The sequence below is a fragment of the Microbacterium paraoxydans genome (assembly GCF_019056515.1).
Classification (GTDB): domain Bacteria; phylum Actinomycetota; class Actinomycetes; order Actinomycetales; family Microbacteriaceae; genus Microbacterium.
This window is the reverse complement of sequence record NZ_CP064873.1, coordinates 260151-278573: the sequence shown is the minus strand read 5'-3', so window position 1 is coordinate 278573 and position 18423 is coordinate 260151. Positions and strand designations below refer to the sequence as shown.

Sequence of the window (18423 nt, the reverse complement as noted above, 5' to 3'; positions counted from 1 at the left end):
CTGTCCGATCTGCTCCGGCCTCCGGCTGGATTCCACCTGTCACATGCGGTGGGCACGAGCTTCACGATGACCCTCGAAGCCGCCCTGTCGATCCCCCTCGCTTTCGCTGGCGCGGTGGAGGTCGACGACGAGGTCGGCATCCTCGGGGCCGTGCGCCGGGCCACGCAGCGCATCGACCTGTTCGCCCAGGCCGGGTGCCTGGGTCTCGGCACGGCGAGCGAGCTCGTCACCGTCCTCGAGCCGATGGTGCACCCGGTGCGGATGCCGGGGAGCCGCCTGTTCCACCCGAAGGTATGGTTCCTGGAGTTCGAGCGGGACGAGGAGCGCCGCTACCGATTCGTCTGCAGCAGCCGGAACCTCACGAACGACCGCACGTGGGATGCGGTGGTCTCCCTCGACGGCGGGCCCGACGAGGATCTCGACGAGGAGACGGTGCGCTCGAACCACGTGATGGCCGGCCTGCTGCGCTGGCTGGTGGACGACGGTCGGACAGCCCCAGCGCTCGCCCCCGAGCGGGCCGACCGGATCGCGCGGCTGGCGGAGGCGTGGACCGGCATCCGCTGGGAGCATCCAGACCACGTGCGCGCGATCCGGGTGCATGCCTTCGGGATCGGACGGCCATTGAGCGACGCGAGACCGCGTCTCAACGGCATCCGCACCGCCGTCGTCTCCCCGTTCGTCACCGATGAGGGCGTGCGGCTTCTGCGGGCCCGACCAGGCGGCAAAACGACCCTGCTCAGCCGCCCGGAGGCCCTGGATCGGTTGCAGCCCGAGACGCTGCAGGGACTCTCGCTGCGCGTGCTCGACGAGATGGTGGATCAGGCGCTCGCCGACGCCGAGACCTCGGCGGTCGCTTCCGGAGAACTGCGCGGATTGCACGCAAAGATGGTGGTGCACGACCACGCGCACAAGCAGTCGACACTGCTCGTGGGGTCGGCGAACGCCACTGGGCCAGCCTGGTCGAACAACGTCGAGGTAATGGTCGAGGCCGAGGGGCCGAAGTCGCACCTCGGGGTCGAAGCAGTGCTCGGGTCGCTTGCTCCGCTGATCGAGGAGTACACCACGGCGGGCGGCGCCCAGAGCAGCCAGGACGAGGAGGCCGACCGTCGGCTGGAGAGTGCGCTGCGGGAGCTCGCCCGCGCCCGGCTCGTAGTTCGGGTGAACGCGGAGGGCGAATACACGGTCACGGTGTGGGCGGAGGGTGCGCAGGTGGTGGACGACCGGTTCACGCTGAGCTGGCGGATGCTGTCTCAGCCGGATCCGATCCCCGGGCCTCTGCCGACCGCCGACGCCCCCTACGAGTCCACGGCCCTGCGCCTGGAGCAGATCACTCCGTTCGTGGTGATCGCACTGACGGATGGCGACGGCCGCCGACGCGAGACCCTGGTGGTCGCGGACCTGCTCGACGACGTGCCTGGTCGGGGCGACGCGATCGTCGCCGCTCACCTCACTGAGCCCGGGGCGGTGGCGCGTTTCATACGGCTCATGCTGCAAGACGGGAACCTCACGTCGATCGGCACCGGCGGGGGCGGGGGCGCGTTCTCCTCGGCGTTCGGTGCGGGGGTCGCGGAGAACGGTGCCGGACTGTTGGAGCTTCTCGTGCGGGCGTCGGCCACGAACCGGTCGGGGCTCGTGGACGTGGAGCGGGTGCTGCGGCATGTGCCAGAGGATGCGCGCGGCAACGCTCTGCCGCCGGGCTTCGCCGAGGTGTGGGCGGCAGTCACGGAAGCGGCGGGTGTGGAACGATGACGGGTCTCGACGTCGACGCGGTGATGCGCGGGCTCAAGGGCTTCCAGCAGGACGCGGTGGAGCATGTGATCGACCGTTTCTACGGGTCAGGGCGTGCGGACGGCAGCGGGCGGTTCCTCGTCGCCGACGAGACCGGGTTGGGCAAGAGCGTGATCGCGCGGGGGATCATCGCCAGGGCCATCCAGGAGCTGAACGACGTCGACGCGGTGAAGCGCATCGACATCGTGTACATCTGCAGCAACGCCGACCTCGCCAACCAGAACCTGCAGCGTCTGAACGTCACCGGCGACAAGCACCTCGCGATGGCGACGAGGCTCACGCTGCTGGCGCGGGAGAGCCGCAAGCTCGCAGCCCCCGAAGACACGGGCCGCAAGAAGGTGAACCTTGTCTCCTTCACCCCTGGCACGTCGTTCAAGGAGGGCGGCTGGCGGTCGGGCAACGGCGACGAGCGGGCGCTGCTGTGCGTGCTGGCGGAGGATGCGCTCGGGGTGGACGAGGACGAGCCGACGCGCTGGCTCTTCCAGGGGGCTGTGCAGTCGGCGAGAAACTTCGCGGGGCGGGTGCAGTGGACGCGGGACCGCCTGGGTGAGGACGGCGCCGATCCCGAGATCGCCAGGCGGTACCAGGAGGCGATCGTCGGGGACGACCTGTGGGCGCGGTTCCTCGAGCTCCGCGAGGAGGTCCGTGTCCTGGGCGATCGCCCGACCCGCGGTCGACTGTGGCACGAGGTGATGGAGCTCGTCGCGAAGCTGCGTCGGCATCTGGCCCGTGCCGGGGTGGACGCTCTGCAGCCTGATCTGGTCATCCTCGATGAGTTCCAGCGCTTCCGCCCGCTCCTCGATCCGATGACCGAGGGCGGTGAGCTCGCCCACGACCTCTTCAATGCCGAGGGCGTCAGGGTCCTGCTCCTCTCGGCGACCCCGTTCAAGCCCTATACGACGGAGGCTGAGGTCGGCGAGGACCACAATGCCGATTTCCTCAAGCTCATCGAGTTCCTCACCGACAAGGACGCCGTCCGTGTCAGGTCGGTCAAGGATGCGCTCGACGCGCACCGTCTCGCCCTGATCACCGACGGCGATGCGACGGCATCCGCTCGCCGGGTGCGTGAGGTGCTGCTTCCGTACCTGTCGCGGTCGGAGCGGCCGCCGCTCGCGCGCAACCAGGACATGGTGGTCGACCGTCCACTCGACGGCGGGGTGCCGACGGCGGCGGAGATCTCCGACTGGGCGGCGCTGCATCGGCTGGGCACGCATCTCGGAGCGCGGGTGGATCTGGAGCAGTGGAAGTCGATCCCGTATTTCGCCTCGTTCATGGACACGTACAAGTCGGGGAGCAGCGTGCGGGACGCGTTGGGGCGCGACGATGTCACGGTCCGCGAGCTGCTGGCCGCAACGAGAGGGCTGACGCGTGACGAGGTGAGTGCGCGGGAGGAGCTCGATCTCGGCAACGGGCTGCTGCGCGCGTTGGCCGCCGACACGATCGGGCGCGGGTGGTGGAAGCTGCTCTGGATGCCGCCGTCGATGCCGTACTTCCGGCCAGGCCCGGTGTTTTCGAGTGTGGGGGATGTCACGAAGCACGTCGTGTTCTCGGCGTGGAACGGGGTGCCGACCGCAGTCGCTGGCCTGCTCAGCCATGAGGCGGCTCGCCACGCGTATGCGGGTTCGGAACTGTCGACCGATTCGACGAGCAGCCGTCTGACGTGGGCGATCGGCGAGACGGGGCGGCCTACGCAGATGAACTCGCTCGCACTGTTCTGGCCGCATCCAGCTCTGGCCGAGTCGTGGGATCCGCTGCGGGCGGCTCGTGCGGCCGGGGGCTCGTCGATGCGGAAGGGTTCACGGCGAGCGCCGCCAGCGACGATGATGCGGCAGAGCCGTCACATGCCTTCTTCGCGACACCCGGTGCGGTGCCGACCGGCGTGAACGCCCTGTCGGTCCTGCGGGTGCTGGATGCGCGGTCTGGCCGTTTCGCGGACTATGTGCGGGCGGCAGTCGAAGCGATGGATCAGGACCCCCGTGCACACCGTGACCTGGCCCGTTTCGGCGCGCACGCTCCTGGGTCGATCGCGTATCGGGCGTTGCGCGGTGCCGCGTCGGCGGATGCGACGGAGGCGGGTGTGTGGCATGCGGCGTGGGTGCTGTCGCTCGGTCTGCGTTCGCTTTTCGCACGGCCGGATGCCGCGGCTCTCCTCGACACCGTGGGGGTCCCGGGTGCGCACTATTGGAGCGCCGTGCTGGACTACTGCGCGGACGGGAACCTGCAGGCGGTCATCGACGAGTACGTGCACCAGTTACGCAGTGATCTCGGCGGCGGGCTGCTCGACGACGACGGGCTGTGGAAGATCGCGGCGGGTGCGGCGTCGGCGGTGCGAACGAACGCGGCGACGCTGCGCGGGCACGAGGCGACTGCCGAGCGTGCGCAGATCCCGTTCCCGACGAGGTTCGCGGTGCGGTACGGCGGCACCGGCACGGACGCCGACGAGAAGGTCGCCGCGCGTCAGAGCGAAGTGCGAGCCGCGTTCAACAGCCCCTTCGCGCCGTTTGTGCTGGCGTCGACGAGCATCGGCCAGGAGGGGATCGACTTCCACTGGTGGAGCCACGCCGTCGTGCACTGGAACCTGCCGTCGAACCCCGTCGACTTCGAGCAGCGCGAGGGCCGGGTGCACCGGTTCATGGGCCATGCCGTGCGCAAGAACGTGGCAGCCGCGCACTGGGAGGAGGTGCTGTCATCGTCGGAGGGGGCATGGGACGCGGCGTTCGCTGCTGCTCTCGCGTCGCCCGAGACCGAACAGCTCGGCCAGTTCGCGCCGTGGTGGGTCTACGAGGGGGACGCCCGGATCCACCGGCGGATCGCCTCGTTCACGTTGAGCCGCGACCACGACAAGTACGAGCGGCTGCTGGACGCCTTGACCCTGTACCGCCTCACGCTCGGGCAACCCCGACAGGAGGACCTGCTGCGGTTGATGACGCAGGGTAGCGGGGAACGCGACCTTACGGCGGGGGCGATCGATCTGCAGCCACCCGCAAAACAGGGCCTCGGGTAGTGCACGATGCCACTCCCAAGGGAACCCCTCACGCCGATGCCGATCCTCGCTCCATCAACGCCCAGGGACACGAGCGGTCTCCATAGGCGCGAGCTGGCTAATTGCTGATCAGTGCCGACGGCCCGGGATCTTCCACCTCCGTCGCCTTCGTCCCTTCGACTGCCATCCAGGCGATGAGGCGCACGTCGTCGAGCGCGATGGGCGGGAGCGGTTCGACCTTCTCGGCGGGCTGGATGCCAAATCCGTCGAGCACCTGGAGGATCGCGTCGACTACAGCTTCGGGCTTCCCGGGGGTGCGCAGCGCAGCTCGCATCGCCTTTCTTGCCTTGGCGGTCGGCACGGTGTTGAGTCGCATTATGGTCTGAAGCTGTGCCGCGCCGAGGTGTCCGCCGTTGTTCAGGATAGTCTCACGCGCGTCGCGGAAGGATGTCGGGATCTCGGCGGCGAGGGCGTTCGGGTCAGTGGAGCGCATCCACTCGTCGTGCGCATCCTCCTGTGCGAGTGCCCATGCCTCGTAGGCAGCGCGGAACGCCCCGTCGGGCAGGGAACGCGGCCTGTCAGGCCCACCGGGGTCGGCCGTGACGAGCGAGATCAGGGTGTCGTCGACCACGACCCGACCATCCTCGTCGGCAACGGGCTGCCAGGCGTCGTCGGCATTCACGTTGCGGAACCAGATGTGGCCGGTGTCACCCATCTTTATGCAGAAAACGAAGGAGCGGCCGGAGACGGCGGGGTTCACGAATCCGCTACCGATGCCGTAGGGCAGGTCTTCGAGTCGCCCGCGAAGGGTCTGGTCGGCGTCGAGCGCATTGGCGAGGCGTCGCCGGTACTCCTCTCCCGAGCCCGCGGCCGAACCGCCGCCCTGCTCGATGAGTTCCTCGATCTCGCCGACGATTGCATCGGGGTCGTAGTGCTCCTGCGGTGGGTAGTGGGATACGCCGGGAAGCACCTTGCCCGCGCCGATCGCGGCGTCAGCTTGCCGGAGCTTGCGGATCAGGGTCTGCTCGAGCCCGAGGAATTCGTCGAGATGCTCAGCGGGGAAGAAGACGTCAAGTTCGATGGACTTGTGCTGGCTGCCGATGCGGTCGACGCGCCCGTGGCGCTGCACGATGCGCATCGGGTTCCACGGCAGGTCGTAGTTGACGATATGCGCGGCCTGCTGAAGGTTCACGCCTTCGGCGAGCACGTCGGTCGTCAGCAGGATGTCGTAGAGGTCTTTCTCCACTGGTGTTCCATCGGTCTTGAGCGCTCCTGCCGTCCGCGGAGCGAAGTTTGCCACCGCCTTCGCTCGGGCCGTCTGGTTGATCCCTCCTGTCTTACCTGACGCAAACTCGCCGATCACCGCAGGCGCGACCCGGCCTCGGTACGCTGCGAGCGGCGAGCCGTCCGGCACCGCGTCCAGCGCGTGGATGAGCCGCTCGTGTAGGTCGCGGATGGTGTCGGCGTAGGTGGAGAAGACGATGACCTTCCGCCGGTCGCCGCTGGGTGCGCTCGTCACGGCGGGTTTGTCGGCGTCGGCCGAAACTCGCTCCAGCTCTGCGAGGAGCGCCGTAACCTTCGGTTCACCGTCGTGCGCTGCGGTCTTGGCGAGCGACTGGAGTTGACGGATTAGTACGAGGTCGCGCTCGACATCTGATGCCAGCAGCTCTGCGTCGTACAGTTCAGCAGGGGTGGCTTGATGCTCAGCATCCTCGTCGAGACCGGCGACGATTTCGTCCAGGTCTTCCGACTCGGAGTTCACGTAGTCCCGCAGCGCGCCGCCGACGAGCACGGTGCCCTTCCCGAGCGCCGAGAGGAACGCCTCGTGCGTCTGGATGAGCACGCCGAGTGTGCCGGCGAGCGCGGTCGGCGAGGATTCGAGCCGCTTGAGCAGCGCGGAGCGCAGCAGCCCCATGTTCGAAACCTCGGTCTTGTTCAGGTCCTCGGTCGTCAGATACCTACTGGGAACGTACCGGGCAAGCAGGAGCCGCCCGGGGTCGCTGCGGCGCACGCTGAACGACGCGACGTGCGCCTCATCCTCGGGGATGTCTAGCGCGTAGGTGACCGCATCAACCAACGCCTCACCCGGCCCATCAAGCTGATAGTCCACACGACGCACGTCGGCGTCGGGGAACTCGACCGGGATCTTCTTGCCTCCCGGCCCGGCGATCGTCTCGCCGCGGTAGTTGTCCTTGACGAACTTCCTGGTGCGCCGCACCGCGACCTGATCCATCAGGTCGAACAGGTGCGCGGGCGTCAGCGCCTCGGGATCGAGGGCCTGCGCGTCACGGATGTACTTGCGGATCGACGGAATGCCGATGGAGGCGAAGCGCGCGTCGTCGCGGATGAAGTACTTGACCAGGGTCTCCAGGTCGATGAGCGAGTTGTTCACTGGCGTGGCGGTCAGCAGCACGACCTTCTTCGGGTGCCGCCCCGCGAGAATGATCCGATCCAGCGCCTCCGAGCGCGCAGCTCCCGCGTTCCGCAAGTTGTGCGCCTCGTCCACGATCACCAGCGCAGCGTCCTCGGCGCGCTCGTAGAACCCGAGATGCTCGGGGTGCTCCGGATCCATACGGCTGCGGATCTCCTCGTAGGAGTGCACCGAGACACGACGGGAGATGTCGTACCTCTCCAGCACCGGATCCCACACCGATGCCTTCAGCGCTGCGGGAGCTGCGACGAGCACACGCTGACGCTGCTGCTCGGTGGCTGCGGCGATCACTTCGAGCGCGAGGAAAGTCTTACCAAGACCCACTTCGTCAGCCACCAGCACGCCGCCGACCTCCTCCAGCAGCCGCCTCATCCGCTTCACACCGTCGGCCTGGAACCGGGTCAGCTCGAAGCGCGTCGGACCAGCCTGCTCGTCATCGAGATGCTCGCCGTAGCGGGCCAGCAACATGCGGAGGAAGACGCTCCACGGGGTGTGCTCGGCCCACAGCGGCTCATACAACCCGGCGAGGTCGAAGGCTTCGGAGTCGGCCCAGCACTCCTCGAACCAGTCGATCACCTGCGGCGTCGACCCGTGCTGCCCAGACGCGCCCACGTTCAGCTCGGCGTTGCGCGTGAGCCCGGCGTAGGTCAGGTTGGACGACCCCGCGAGATACGCAGGATGCGTCGGGTGGTGGCTGATGAACGCCTTGCCGTGCAGGAACCCGCCCGTGTAGCGACGGATCTCCACAATCGGCTCACCGCGCTCGTCGGCGGCGCGCAGCCACTCCACGAGCCGCTGCGCCGACTGCGTAGCCCGAAGCTCGAACCCGAGCGCGTCACGCTCCGCCTTCAACCAGCGCACATGATCGGTCAGCGCCGCATCGAGCCGCTTCTGCATCGTCGCATCCGCATCCACCGGCAGCAGCGGATCGGGCACCGGGTCGGCCCCGAGCAGGATGCGGATGCGCGGCAGCTTCTCCAGCTCATCAGCGAGCATCAGGAACCCCGCCGGGTTGATGTAGGCCGTCGCAATCGCGGCGCTCGGCGGAACAGCCAGCGCCTCCCGATTCACCCGGAACAGACGACGCACCTCCTCACGCACCGTCATCGGCGGCGCGATCCGATTCGTCGCGAAGACGGGAAGCTGGTCTGTCATGCCGCGTCCTTCCACTGCTCGTAGTACGCGAGAACGCGCTCCAGCCGCGCGGCGTAGTTCCAGCCGCGATGGAAGGTCGCGAAGACGTGCTCCACCTGCTCCGACGTCAGCCCGTAGAGGAGGGACACGAGCGCGTCGAGTTCCGCGATGAGTTCCGTCTTCGTCGGCTCGGCGTTGGCCGTCCCCACCTCGACGCCGACCTCCTCGGCCCACGCCTTGTACCGCGCATCCACTGCGGCGAGGCGACCAGCCACGTTCACGACCCGGTCGGCCAGCGCAGTTTCCGGAACATACTCGGGGATCGGAAGCCCATTGAAGATGTGCAGGTTCATGTGAAGCTCGACGTACTTCCTGGCGTACCAATCAAGCGGAACCGACGACAGTACGCCAAGCAGATACGCCTCAGCCTTCGCGTCGCCGTTCGCACGGAATGCATATGGGGCGCTGTTCACAAGCACAGTCTTTGGCGCTACCAGCGCCGCAATAGAAGTTCGCGTATCGGTGGAACGAGCCACGTCTCGGAACGCGATGCGCGGATGACAGAGCGGGAGTGTGGCCGCGTCGGCAGCCCAGGACGCAGACTTCCCGAAGAACGCCGACGACTTCAGCCCTATCTGACGCTGCCGCTTGGCCTGGAGCGCAGCCTCAACCCTTGCGGGGTTGGCCCACGCATACACCTCGGCCGTCTCCGGAGTCCACAAGTCGAAGCCTGCGCCTCCGCGGACCGGAAGCTTCCCTGGAGCCTGTGATCCGTCGTCAAAGGTCGGCCGGTCGTTCGTTGCGTCAAACTCTCGGACGGGCCGGAAGTCCCAGCCACGCCGCTTCGCATCGAGCCGAGGCGCGTCACGGAGCTGAGCAAAAACATCCACACTCATTGGATCGGGAAGATTGGGAAGTGCTGCGGTCGCGCTAGCGGCCGTGAGAGCGGCGAAACGAAGCTCGCCAAGCACGTCCCGCCCGGCCAGGAACTCGCGCTCGTTGTAGAACGGACCCGCGAGGCGGACCGCCCCGCCGCTCTCATCGTCTCGGCGAATCGCACTCAGCGCGAACGAATACCGGCCATCGACGTTCTCGAAGACCCAGTTCGCGCTGTTCGTTAGAGTCACGACCTCTGTGACTGCCTTCGGCATCAAGTTGGCGCGCCATTCTCCGTTCCCTGCTGCGTTCATCAACGACCGCGGTGTGATGAACGAGAGCGCGCCGCGTTCTCGAAGCAGGTGCCAAAAGCGCCATGCGAACGCCTGGTAGAGGTCGACATCACCTGTGCCAAGGCCCGGATACGGGCCAGCGAGCAGCACCTTCCGAAGCGCATCGACCACATCGATCTCGCGTTGCAGTTCAGGCAACAGGTCTACTCGCTCAGAGCGGAGGCGCGCGATCTCTGCCTTTAGCGCGGCAGGCTTCAGCCCGAGCAGACCGGGCCGCACGCGCAGCCAGAACTTCGGTTCTTCGACCATCACCTCTTCCCAGGGCGGGTTCCCGACGAGAACGTCGAACCCCGGCCGCTCTCGAAGGAACACCTCGGGGAACAGATACGGCATGTGCGCGGGCTGAAGCGGATCGACGGCCTCACGCACTTCGCGCATTGCTGCGAGAGCAGTGAACTGCTCGGCGTCCCACGCCTCGTCAATCGTCACGCCGAGACGCTTGGCGACAGCCACGTCGAAGATCGCCTTCGCCGGAGCCGCTGCGTCGCGTGCCTTGGCCAGCATCTCCGCACCGGCCGCGACCTCCGACTTGTCGGCCTCGGAAGCGTTCGCGTAGTCGATGAGAAGGTCGCGTGCGGCCGTCAGCGGCTCGCGGATGATCTGCTCGAACAGGCCGTCGGCCTTCAGCGCGTCCATCGCCTCGTCGATGGTGCCGATGCCGGTGAGTGAGTTGGCGAGGACGAGTCCGTGGTCGAGGCTCGACATCGGCAGGCCGGGCACGAAGGTGTGAATCCAGAGTGCGAGCTGTGACAGCTCGACGGCGAGCGGGTTGATGTCGAGGCCGTAGATGCAGCGGCGGGCGACCTGGCGGCGCAGGAGCTGGCCGTCGGTGATCGCCTTCGCGCCGTCCGTGTCCTGCCCGAGTGCCTCGCGTGCCTTCTCCGCGAGGCGCGCGAGTTCGGCGCGCACGCCCGGCACCTCGGTGGCGGTGAGGAAGTCGCGCATGCCGCGCTCGATCTTGTCCACGGCGGCGACCAGGAAGTGCGCGGAGCCCATCGCGAGGTCCGCGACGCGGAAGTCGAAGAAGGCGTCGGCGGCCTGGCGTTCCTTGCCGTCGTCCATCAGCGTCTTGATGCGGTCGAGGTGGGCCTTCAGCGCGGGTTCGACCGACCGCTCAATGAGGTGATCCACCACGATCTTCGGGGTGTAGTACGAGCCGGTCGCCTTGCGCTCCCCCGATGCCGAGTGGAAGTATGGACTGCCCGCGGGCGCGACGACCTCATCGTCATCCTTTGCGGGAACGTAGGCGCCGTTCCGATCGACGGTGAGGTCCTGCTCGGCGAGTGAGAGGCTGGATTCCAGTAGGCCCTCGTAGATGGTGCCGAACTCGCGCACCTGGAGGCTGCGGAAGTCGACCGGCCCCCAGGTCTGGTCGACTGTCTCCTCGCTGAGGAGTTCGTGGAGGGCGGGGCCGATCACGCTGTCAGTGAGCTTGACGCGGGACAGCAGCGCGCCTTCCTCGGTGGCCGGGTCGAACAGGCTGCCGCCGTAGGCGGGCACCTCCCAGCGAGAGTTGCCGTGGAAGATGACCTCCCACACCTGCGTGAGGTCCGACCAGATCGCGGCCGACTCGGTGGAGAACTGGTCAGGGCTGGTGCCGATCTCTCGGGTGATGAACGCCTGGAGCGAGTTCGCGTCGTAGTGGTCATCGCGGCCCGCGGGCAGCAGCTCGGTCGCCTCCCCGTATGCCTGGAACAGCAGCCGGAACAGGACGCGCATCGTCAGGCGATACGCCATCTGAAGACCCTGAGCATCGAGCGCGAGCCCGAGCGTCGGGAGCTGGTCGGCGATGGCGAGCGCGACCCGAGGCACCACCCCCTCATACACGCGGTCGCGCAGTCGCGTGCCGAGGTCGGCGGCGTACTTGCCCGAGCCGTCGAGGATCTGCTGCGCGGAGCCGTCGGCGTCGAGCGCATCGGCGGAGAAGATGAGGGTGAGCAGTGCGGCCTGCTCGGGCGCGAGCAAGTCCAGGTCCAGCTCGAAGTAGGTCTCGGACTGGCCGCGCTGGCCGACGCCCACGCCGTCGCGTCCGGGGTAGAGCCGCAGGGTGGACTTGCGCAGCGCGATCACCCACGGCACGTCCTCGCGGCCAGCGATCTCCAGTGCCTTGGCGACGGGCGTGAGCTGATACGTCGTGGACTTCCGATCGAAGTGCTCGTCGTCGCGCAGCAGCACGGCGACTGCACGCCGCGGACCGGTCAATGTGCGCAGGACGAGCAGCCGCTCCGATCCGGCGGGCTCGGCATCGAACCCGAGCGCAGTCACCAGCTCGATGCCGCGCTTGGGCAGGATCGGCGTCGCCTTCTTGCCCGCCGACTCCCAATCGGGGCGGCGAGGCACATCGCGGTTCAGGTGATAGGTGGCGAACAGGAAGTGGTTGGAGAAGCCGTCTGTACCCGCCGACGACATCGCCTCCTGGATGGCACGAATGCGCCCGTGAGCAGCAAGTCCGTTCTCCTCCTCCAGTACAGACTGAAGCTGGCGCTCCGCCTGACCGACTGTGACGGGACCGATAGGCGGTGCGCCCGCGGACGGGTAGTGAAGCCATACGCCGTCCGGAGCGACAGCGGCGACGATGAAGCCCATAGGAGCCCGCGTGCCCCGCGACCGCCAGAGATCGTCGAGTATGCCTTTCGTCGGCCGCGCGGTTAGATTAGCGACACCGACCTGGATCGCCCCCGCCCCAGCATCATCCCGACCAAGAACAACGATGGCGTCGGCAGCGCCTGAGGGCAGGTCCACCCACGCAACCGTGCTCGATCCGTCTAGCTGCAATGCCGGCACGTTCCCCGCTCCCTCCACACTGACCCAAACTCCACACCTTGCAGCACCGCTAGGTTGTCACCGAACGTCGCCAATCGTTGGATCGCGATGTGGCGGCCTCGAAGATCGTTTGAGTTCCTCCTCGCTGATCCTACCGACCCCAGTCGGACCACAGCCGTCGACGCTGATTGCCCGCGCATTGGGCTCCTGTTGGATCACCCGCTGGCGCGCTCGGTCCGACCGCCCGCGGCATCGCCAGGACGTCATTGCGGACAGAGGCCCTGGGGTCGCGGCCCGTCCTCGCTCGTGCATAGCGATGTACGGATTCCACACGGCTCGGGTGCCCCCAGAGCGAGTGGGCGAAGGCGGAGCGCTCGACCTCGACTCACGCTCGTCACGCGACACCGCCGCCAAACCGCTCCCCTGAGCTCACCTGCTGCGCCACCCGCCGCAACGCCAACAACAACGGCTCCACCAACACCGACCCCAGCACCACGTACCGCACCGCGGCCTCCGCCGACTCCTCCGGCACCCCCGCGATCTCCGCATCCGCGATCCGCCGCGCACTCGCCAGGTACTCCGCCATCACCGCCTCCGGCACCGTGAACCCGACGCGCTCCAGCCCCTGCAGCGCCCGCGCGACCGCATTCAACACGGCCGGATCACACATCCCCGGCTTCCATCCGAGTTGGGCGGCGAGCGCCTCGGCCCCGGCGAGGTCCAACGACTCAACGGCCGGCGGGGTGATCGCGGCATGCGCGGTCCCCAGCAGCTCGTGCGGGTTCGCGGGCGGATCATCCAGCGCCGCGACCACCCGCCGCGTCTCGGCGATGCTCACGCCTGCGTCGAGCAGTGCCCGGATGACGCGCAGCCGCTCGACGTGCTTCTCGCCGTACGAGGCCTGCGTCGCGGAGGTGCGCTCCCCCTCGGGCAGCAGCCCCTCGCGTAGGTAGTACTTGATCGTCGGCACGGTCACGCCGGTCTGCGCTGACAGTTCGGAAATCCTCATGGCCACCTCTTGACTTCGATAGTAGCGCTATCCATTATGGATAGCATCGCTATCCATTATGGATAGCATCGCTATCCATACGAGGAGTCGCCATGTCGAAAGTCGTCACGGGTCGCATGACCCACCGCCACGAAGGCGAGCTCGTCGTGTTCCACATCGGGATGCAGATCAACCGGTGGTGGCGCCCCGACCTGTGGCTGCCCGCGTTCGTCGCCATGCCGCGCATGCTCCGCGAGCTCAGCACCGAGCCCGACTCCGGGCTGCTCGGCTACCATCTCCTCCTCGGATCGGGCGGCCCCTACGTCGTGCAGTTCTGGTCGTCGGTCGACAAGCTCTACGCCTATGCCTCGAACCCGGACCAGCAGCATCGTCCGGCATGGACGGCCTTCAACCGCGCCGCCCGCAAGGCTCCGGGAGCGGTCGGCGTGTGGCACGAGACATTCCTCGTCGACACCGCCGAGAGCGTGTACGTCTCGACGAAGCGCATGGGCCTCGCAGCCGCGACGGAGCACGTTCCCGTACCGCGACGCCACCACCGTGCGCAGGCGCGATTCACGGACGGACGGACAGTGGCCCCCGCGGCAGCGCCCGCGCACGACCCAACGGCGTGAGGCAGGTCGCGCTCAACGTCCGGACGGACGGCGAGGTGCGGATGGCATGCGCCCCCGGCCACGGCTCCGGCGACGCGCGATCACTCGCGCCACCGCGCGCACGAGCAGGAACGCGAGCACGAGGATCACGACCGCGACCGCTGCGGTGATGGCGAACCCGGTCCAGCTGAAGAACGACGCGTCCATGCCTGGATCCTAGCGCTCCGCATGCTCCTGGGCAGGTCCCTCGAATATATTGCATACGTCGTCGTATGAGGTCTTCAATTGGTCACAGGCGCGCAATTGATCTGATCGGAGAGAACGTGCGCAAACACCTCAGACTCGCCAGCCTGCTCACCGCTGCGATCGTCGGCTCATCATCCCTCGCAACCGTCCCGGCCGCCTCCGCGGATACCGGTGCGGACGGAACCGACCTCGCGACCGAGGAGATCGTCGCGCTGGTCACGGAGGTCGCGCCCGTGCCCATCACCGCTGCCCAAACGACCGAGAGTTCCGAGCAGATCGTGGCCACCCTCGACGGCGGCGGAAAGGCCACGATTGCCGCGGCACCGGACGACGGGATCTCCGTCCTCTTGCCCGACGGTGAGGAAACGATGTCCGTGTCGCTTCCCGGCGCTGGCCACCTTGATGACGCGACCGTCGGAGAGGACGGGTCAGTGACCTATCTCGGCGACGCGAACACGCCATCGATCAACGTCATCGCCGGCGAGGAGGAGATTCGCGCGAGCGCGATCATTAGGGATGCCTCGCAGACCGAGCGCTTCGAGTACGACTTCGGCGGAGGGGTGTCGGTCGAGATCCAGCAGGACGGGAGTGCGATCGCCTTTACGGCCGAAGAGGTCACCGACCCAGACACCGGCGTGACGTCCCTTGTCGAGAAGATCGTCGCCGACGTCGCGGTGCCATGGGCGCGGGATGCCGCCGGCGTCAACGTGCCGACACGATACGAGTCATCCGGATCGGCTCTGATCCAGGTCGTCGAGCACCGCGGCGGCGACTACGCGTACCCGATCGTCGCGGACCCGACGTTCGACCGCCCCAACTTCTTCCAGTACCGCATGCGATTCAACCGAGCGGAGACGGCCATCATCTATGACAAAGGCCTTGGCACCCTCGGAGGACTCGCATGCGGGACCATGGCACCCGTCTGCCTCCTCGCCGCGGGATCACTGGTGTGGAACGCCGGCATCGCTGAGAAGTCCCGACCGAAGAAGTGTGTGCAGGTGACGGCGACCCAGCCCTATGTCGTCCCCGGTCTTGTCTGGTGGGTCGATACCTACCGCGGCGGACCTTGCCGGTGAGGAACAGACGATGAAGCCCACGTGGTTCTCAACGATCACACGCCCTCGAAGCCATCTCATCGCGACCCTGTGCGTATGGGGCTGGTTCCTTGCGGTGCTCGTGGGAGCGAACTCCGTGCCCCAGCTCGCTCCGGCGCTCGAAGCGACTGCGGCGGCGGGCGCCGCTGTGTGGTTCGGCGCGATGATGAAGCGATATCGCAACGCGCGCCGTCATACCTCTCCGCCCGGGCCCACACCGTGAGCCACGGCCGGGGCTCCTGTCAGAGAGCGCGACGATGCCGGACAGCCGCTCGCCCGCGCCGGTCATGGAACCTCGACGCTTGGCGGCCTGACGTAAGGTACAGCGACGTCTTAACGGCAGGATGCAACCCGTAGGAGCGATTGTGAAGCAACCAACGAGACGAGCGATGGTCAGCATAGGATTCGTCGGCGCTGGCGTCATCGTCCTCGCCATCGTCATGGCGATTGCTGAGGGCTACATTTCAGACGCGGAGCACACGACTGGCAACCTCGCACCTGCTGCTCTGACTGGCCTGCTCGGCGCATGCCTCATGCTCGTCGGCTTCGGAAGCATCCTCCTCCGAAAGGAGTGACCAAGGGTCTACAGCTCTGCTCGATCGGCCCCGCTACCCATCAGGGTGGCGGGTCGCCCATACCCGCACACCGCTCGTTGATTCCACGCATCCCGAGCGCAGCCGTGTAGTCCCGGACCCGCGAGTTTTCAGGAACATGAGCTTCATGCCCCAGATGGGGCCGTTCCAAATCCAGCTCGGATCAGCCGCCCTTGGGTACGCGGCGGTCTGGCTCGGGGCCACAACCTGGAACAGCTCATCCCCTCGCACCTGACACCGCGTTTGCACCCAGTCTCGCGGGCTGGTCTGCTCGCAGGTGGCGGAGGGCGACCTCTCAGCCCGCGCAGGTCAGACCGCGGCCGGCGGCTCCGTCAAGACGACGTCACCGCCACACTCGTCGCCGGCATCACACGCCGAGCGGGTCATGGCTTCCATCGTGAATTGCGCACGGACACGGAGCGATCGGCGAGGTTGACGCCGGTCATAAAGGCAAGGAGCCCGATCACGAGGTACACGGCAAGCGCATCTCCAGCCGGGCTGTCGAGGTTGCCCGACGAGCCGAACCACGCAAGGACCCCGAACCACACCAGAACGGGAACGATGGCGAGAAGAGTGCCGAGCCTGCTGCCGACCCGCCCCACCAACGCCCCCCAGAGGAGAAGAGCCACGCCCACCGCGACAAAAAGCATGATGTCCACCTCTAGCAGTTCCTCACCCACGGCCACCACACGCCCGCCGGCCCCGACACGATGCCGCGGGATCGGGTTCGCTGTGTCATGCGACACATGGAAGCATACATATGAGGTCACAACCGATATTCTCGCCTCGAGGTACCCGACGAGTGCAGCGTGGAGAACCGCAACCGTCGCGCCGCACAGCAATCCAGCGAGAGACTCAGCCCGCCGCGATCCCCCGCAGCAACCGCACCACCGTCTCCTCCACCCGCTCCGCACTCAACGGCTGCCCGATCAGGGCGGAGTACGAGGCGATCGCGATGAACTCGTCGGCGACTGCGGCGGCATCCACGTCGGCCCGTACGTCTCCGTCCGTGCGTCCGCGGGAGATCCGCTCCGCCACCCACTCCCGGATCGGCGCCGCCAGCCGCTCGTTCAAGACGAGCCCCAGCTCCGGATCAGCCGCCGTCACCTCGATGAGCGCCCGCGCCAGCGAGACGCCCTCGGGTCGAGCCAGCCCCGCGGACACCGCCGTGAACCACGCACGCAGGTCCGCGCCGAGGTCGTCCGTCATCGGCACCACCGCGTCCGCCCCAGGGACAGTCCCCTCACGCAACGCCTCGCCGAGGATCGCGGCCTTCGACGGCCACCACCGGTAGATCGTCTGCTTCGACACCTCCGCCTCAGCCGCGAGACCCTCGATCGTCACGGCTTCGTACCCGTCTGCGGCGAGCGCGCGGCGCATCGCCTCCAGCACGGATTGGCGGGCCTTTTCACTGCGAGGACGGGGCACCTTTCGAGCGTACAGAGGCGTACACTGGAACATAAGTAGACGCACCGTTGCGAAACTACGACGGCACCCGAGCAAGGAGAAAGAGCATGGCCCTCACCGCACACTCCACCATCGGCGACTGGATGAACGACCCCACCGGCGGCCCACTCATCCGGGGCCTCTTCGAGCAGACGGGCGCCGACCCCGACCTCCTCACCCCCTTGCTCGGACTCCCCCTGCAGCAACTCGTCGCCATGAGCCAGGGCCAGCTCCCGCAGTCGGTCGTCGACGACCTCGTGCGCGCCGCGAACAACGGCGAGATCCCCGAGGACGACGCCTCCGAGGGCTGGACCGAGAAGGTCACGGCGGGGCGCTTCGCCGGCAAGACCGTCATCGTCACGGGTGCCGCCTCCGGCATCGGCAAGGCCACCGCCTCGCGCATCGCCCGGGAAGGCGGTCGGGTGATCGCCAGCGACATCGCCGCCGAGAAGCTCGACGCCTTCAAGGCCGAATTCCCGGACGCCGACATCGTCACTGTCGCGGGCGACCTCACCACGCAGGACGCGATCGACGCCGTCGTCGCCGCCGCGGGCGACCGCATCGACGGGCTTGCGAACGTCGCCGGCATCAACGACGACTTCTCCCCCGCCGGCGAGACCCCGGATGCCGTGTGGGACCGCGTCATCGCGATCAACCTCACCGCGCCGTTCAAGCTCATGCGCGCGGTCATCCCCGTCATGGAGAAGGCCGGCCGCGGCGCGATCCTCAACGTGTCGAGCGAGGCGGGCCTGCGCGGCAACGCCTCGGGCAACGCCTACACGGCCAGCAAGCACGGCATCATCGGCGTCACCAAGTCGGCCGCGTTCATGTACGGGCCGACGGGCATCCGCGTGAACTCCGTCGCCCCGGGCGGCGTCGCCACCGGCATCCCGATGCCCCCGCACATGTCCGAGTACGGCTCCGGCCGCCTCGCCCCGTTCCAGCAGGCCATCCCGACCGTCGCGACCGCTGAGCACCTGGCCGCATCGATCACCTTCCTGCTCTCGGACGACGCCGTGAACATCAACGGCGCCATCCTCGCCTCCGACGGCGGCTGGTCCGTGCAGTAACGCGACTCGGTGGAACCGACGCCCCCGCCGACCCGAACGGCGGGGGC

The 18423-nt window shown here is 67.7% G+C and carries 14 protein-coding genes; 8 read left to right on the top strand and 6 right to left on the bottom strand.

Features of this window, described 5'->3' with window-relative positions; all coding sequences use genetic code 11:
* Positions 1–66 precede the first annotated feature (66 nt).
* From IZR02_RS01350 to IZR02_RS01340, 3 genes are all read left to right on the top strand, one after another.
* On the top strand, positions 67–1749 hold the full coding sequence (locus tag IZR02_RS01350; RefSeq protein WP_157544419.1) for a phospholipase D family protein: 1683 nt from the start codon (positions 67–69) through the stop codon (positions 1747–1749).
* Positions 1746–3671 (top strand): hypothetical protein, encoded by a 1926-nt coding sequence (locus tag IZR02_RS01345; RefSeq protein ID WP_217316550.1) that lies wholly within the window; start codon positions 1746–1748, stop codon positions 3669–3671. Before IZR02_RS01350 ends, IZR02_RS01345 begins: the two co-directional genes overlap by 4 nt.
* 77 nt (positions 3672–3748) lie before the next feature.
* Positions 3749–4792 carry a C-terminal helicase domain-containing protein gene (locus IZR02_RS01340; protein ID WP_217316549.1) on the top strand — a complete coding sequence of 348 codons (1044 nt, stop codon included), beginning with the start codon at positions 3749–3751 and terminating at the stop codon, positions 4790–4792.
* Positions 4793–4889: 97 nt separating this feature from the next.
* Here IZR02_RS01340 and IZR02_RS01335 read toward each other — a convergent pair whose 3' ends face one another.
* From IZR02_RS01335 to IZR02_RS01325, 3 genes are all read right to left on the bottom strand, one after another.
* Positions 4890–8357: an SNF2-related protein gene (locus IZR02_RS01335; protein WP_025104088.1), complete on the bottom strand. Its 3468-nt coding sequence runs from the start codon at positions 8355–8357 to the stop codon at positions 4890–4892.
* Positions 8354–12151 carry an Eco57I restriction-modification methylase domain-containing protein gene (locus tag IZR02_RS01330; protein ID WP_217316548.1) on the bottom strand — a complete coding sequence of 1266 codons (3798 nt, stop codon included), beginning with the start codon at positions 12149–12151 and terminating at the stop codon, positions 8354–8356. Before IZR02_RS01330 ends, IZR02_RS01335 begins: the two co-directional genes overlap by 4 nt.
* Positions 12152–12722: 571 nt before the next feature.
* Positions 12723–13337 (bottom strand): MerR family transcriptional regulator, encoded by a 615-nt coding sequence (locus IZR02_RS01325; protein ID WP_025104090.1) that lies wholly within the window; start codon positions 13335–13337, stop codon positions 12723–12725.
* Between the two features lie 92 nt (positions 13338–13429).
* Here IZR02_RS01325 and IZR02_RS01320 point away from each other — a divergent pair, with 92 nt between their 5' ends.
* The gene (locus IZR02_RS01320) at positions 13430–13948 is read left to right on the top strand and encodes a monooxygenase family protein (protein WP_025104091.1); all 519 of its coding nucleotides are present in this window, start codon (positions 13430–13432) and stop codon (positions 13946–13948) included.
* Between the two features lie 12 nt (positions 13949–13960).
* Here the strand turns inward: IZR02_RS01320 and IZR02_RS01315 are convergent, their stop codons facing one another.
* A complete protein-coding gene (locus IZR02_RS01315; RefSeq protein WP_157544415.1) occupies positions 13961–14134 on the bottom strand; it encodes a hypothetical protein in 174 nt (57 codons plus the stop codon).
* A gap of 116 nt (positions 14135–14250) precedes the next feature.
* Here IZR02_RS01315 and IZR02_RS01310 point away from each other — a divergent pair, with 116 nt between their 5' ends.
* From IZR02_RS01310 to IZR02_RS01300, 3 genes are all read left to right on the top strand, one after another.
* Positions 14251–15249 (top strand): hypothetical protein, encoded by a 999-nt coding sequence (locus tag IZR02_RS01310; protein WP_217316547.1) that lies wholly within the window; start codon positions 14251–14253, stop codon positions 15247–15249.
* 75 nt (positions 15250–15324) lie between these two features.
* The gene (locus tag IZR02_RS18080) at positions 15325–15624 is read left to right on the top strand and encodes a DUF2599 domain-containing protein (RefSeq protein WP_081811583.1); all 300 of its coding nucleotides are present in this window, start codon (positions 15325–15327) and stop codon (positions 15622–15624) included.
* 32 nt (positions 15625–15656) lie between these two features.
* The gene (locus tag IZR02_RS01300; protein WP_025104093.1) at positions 15657–15842 is read left to right on the top strand and encodes a hypothetical protein; all 186 of its coding nucleotides are present in this window, start codon (positions 15657–15659) and stop codon (positions 15840–15842) included.
* A gap of 401 nt (positions 15843–16243) precedes the next feature.
* On the opposite strand, the gene IZR02_RS01295 is transcribed toward IZR02_RS01300, so the two are convergent.
* A complete protein-coding gene (locus tag IZR02_RS01295; RefSeq protein ID WP_162817552.1) occupies positions 16244–16519 on the bottom strand; it encodes a hypothetical protein in 276 nt (91 codons plus the stop codon).
* A 196-nt stretch (positions 16520–16715) separates the two neighbouring features.
* Positions 16716–17288 (bottom strand): TetR/AcrR family transcriptional regulator, encoded by a 573-nt coding sequence (locus tag IZR02_RS01290; RefSeq protein ID WP_231729561.1) that lies wholly within the window; start codon positions 17286–17288, stop codon positions 16716–16718.
* Between the two features lie 86 nt (positions 17289–17374).
* Between IZR02_RS01290 and IZR02_RS01285 the strand changes: the two genes are divergently transcribed.
* Positions 17375–18376: an SDR family NAD(P)-dependent oxidoreductase gene (locus tag IZR02_RS01285; RefSeq protein WP_217316546.1), complete on the top strand. Its 1002-nt coding sequence runs from the start codon at positions 17375–17377 to the stop codon at positions 18374–18376.
* The last annotated feature ends 47 nt before the right edge of the window (positions 18377–18423 follow it).

What these genes read in the sequence shown, in the direction of transcription:
- IZR02_RS01300 (WP_025104093.1), top strand. Translation starts at nt 15,657, where the DNA reads ATGGTCAGCATAGGATTCGTCGGCGCTGGCGTCATCGTCCTCGCCATC.
- IZR02_RS01325 (WP_025104090.1), bottom strand. Translation starts at nt 13,337, where the DNA reads ATGAGGATTTCCGAACTGTCAGCGCAGACCGGCGTGACCGTGCCGACG.
- IZR02_RS01350 (WP_157544419.1), top strand. Translation starts at nt 67, where the DNA reads ATGACCCTCGAAGCCGCCCTGTCGATCCCCCTCGCTTTCGCTGGCGCG.
- IZR02_RS01315 (WP_157544415.1), bottom strand. Translation starts at nt 14,134, where the DNA reads ATGGACGCGTCGTTCTTCAGCTGGACCGGGTTCGCCATCACCGCAGCG.
- IZR02_RS01320 (WP_025104091.1), top strand. Translation starts at nt 13,430, where the DNA reads ATGTCGAAAGTCGTCACGGGTCGCATGACCCACCGCCACGAAGGCGAG.
- IZR02_RS01285 (WP_217316546.1), top strand. Translation starts at nt 17,375, where the DNA reads ATGGCCCTCACCGCACACTCCACCATCGGCGACTGGATGAACGACCCC.
- IZR02_RS01340 (WP_217316549.1), top strand. Translation starts at nt 3,749, where the DNA reads ATGGATCAGGACCCCCGTGCACACCGTGACCTGGCCCGTTTCGGCGCG.
- IZR02_RS01335 (WP_025104088.1), bottom strand. Translation starts at nt 8,357, where the DNA reads ATGACAGACCAGCTTCCCGTCTTCGCGACGAATCGGATCGCGCCGCCG.
- IZR02_RS18080 (WP_081811583.1), top strand. Translation starts at nt 15,325, where the DNA reads ATGGGGCTGGTTCCTTGCGGTGCTCGTGGGAGCGAACTCCGTGCCCCA.
- IZR02_RS01345 (WP_217316550.1), top strand. Translation starts at nt 1,746, where the DNA reads ATGACGGGTCTCGACGTCGACGCGGTGATGCGCGGGCTCAAGGGCTTC.
- IZR02_RS01330 (WP_217316548.1), bottom strand. Translation starts at nt 12,151, where the DNA reads ATGGGCTTCATCGTCGCCGCTGTCGCTCCGGACGGCGTATGGCTTCAC.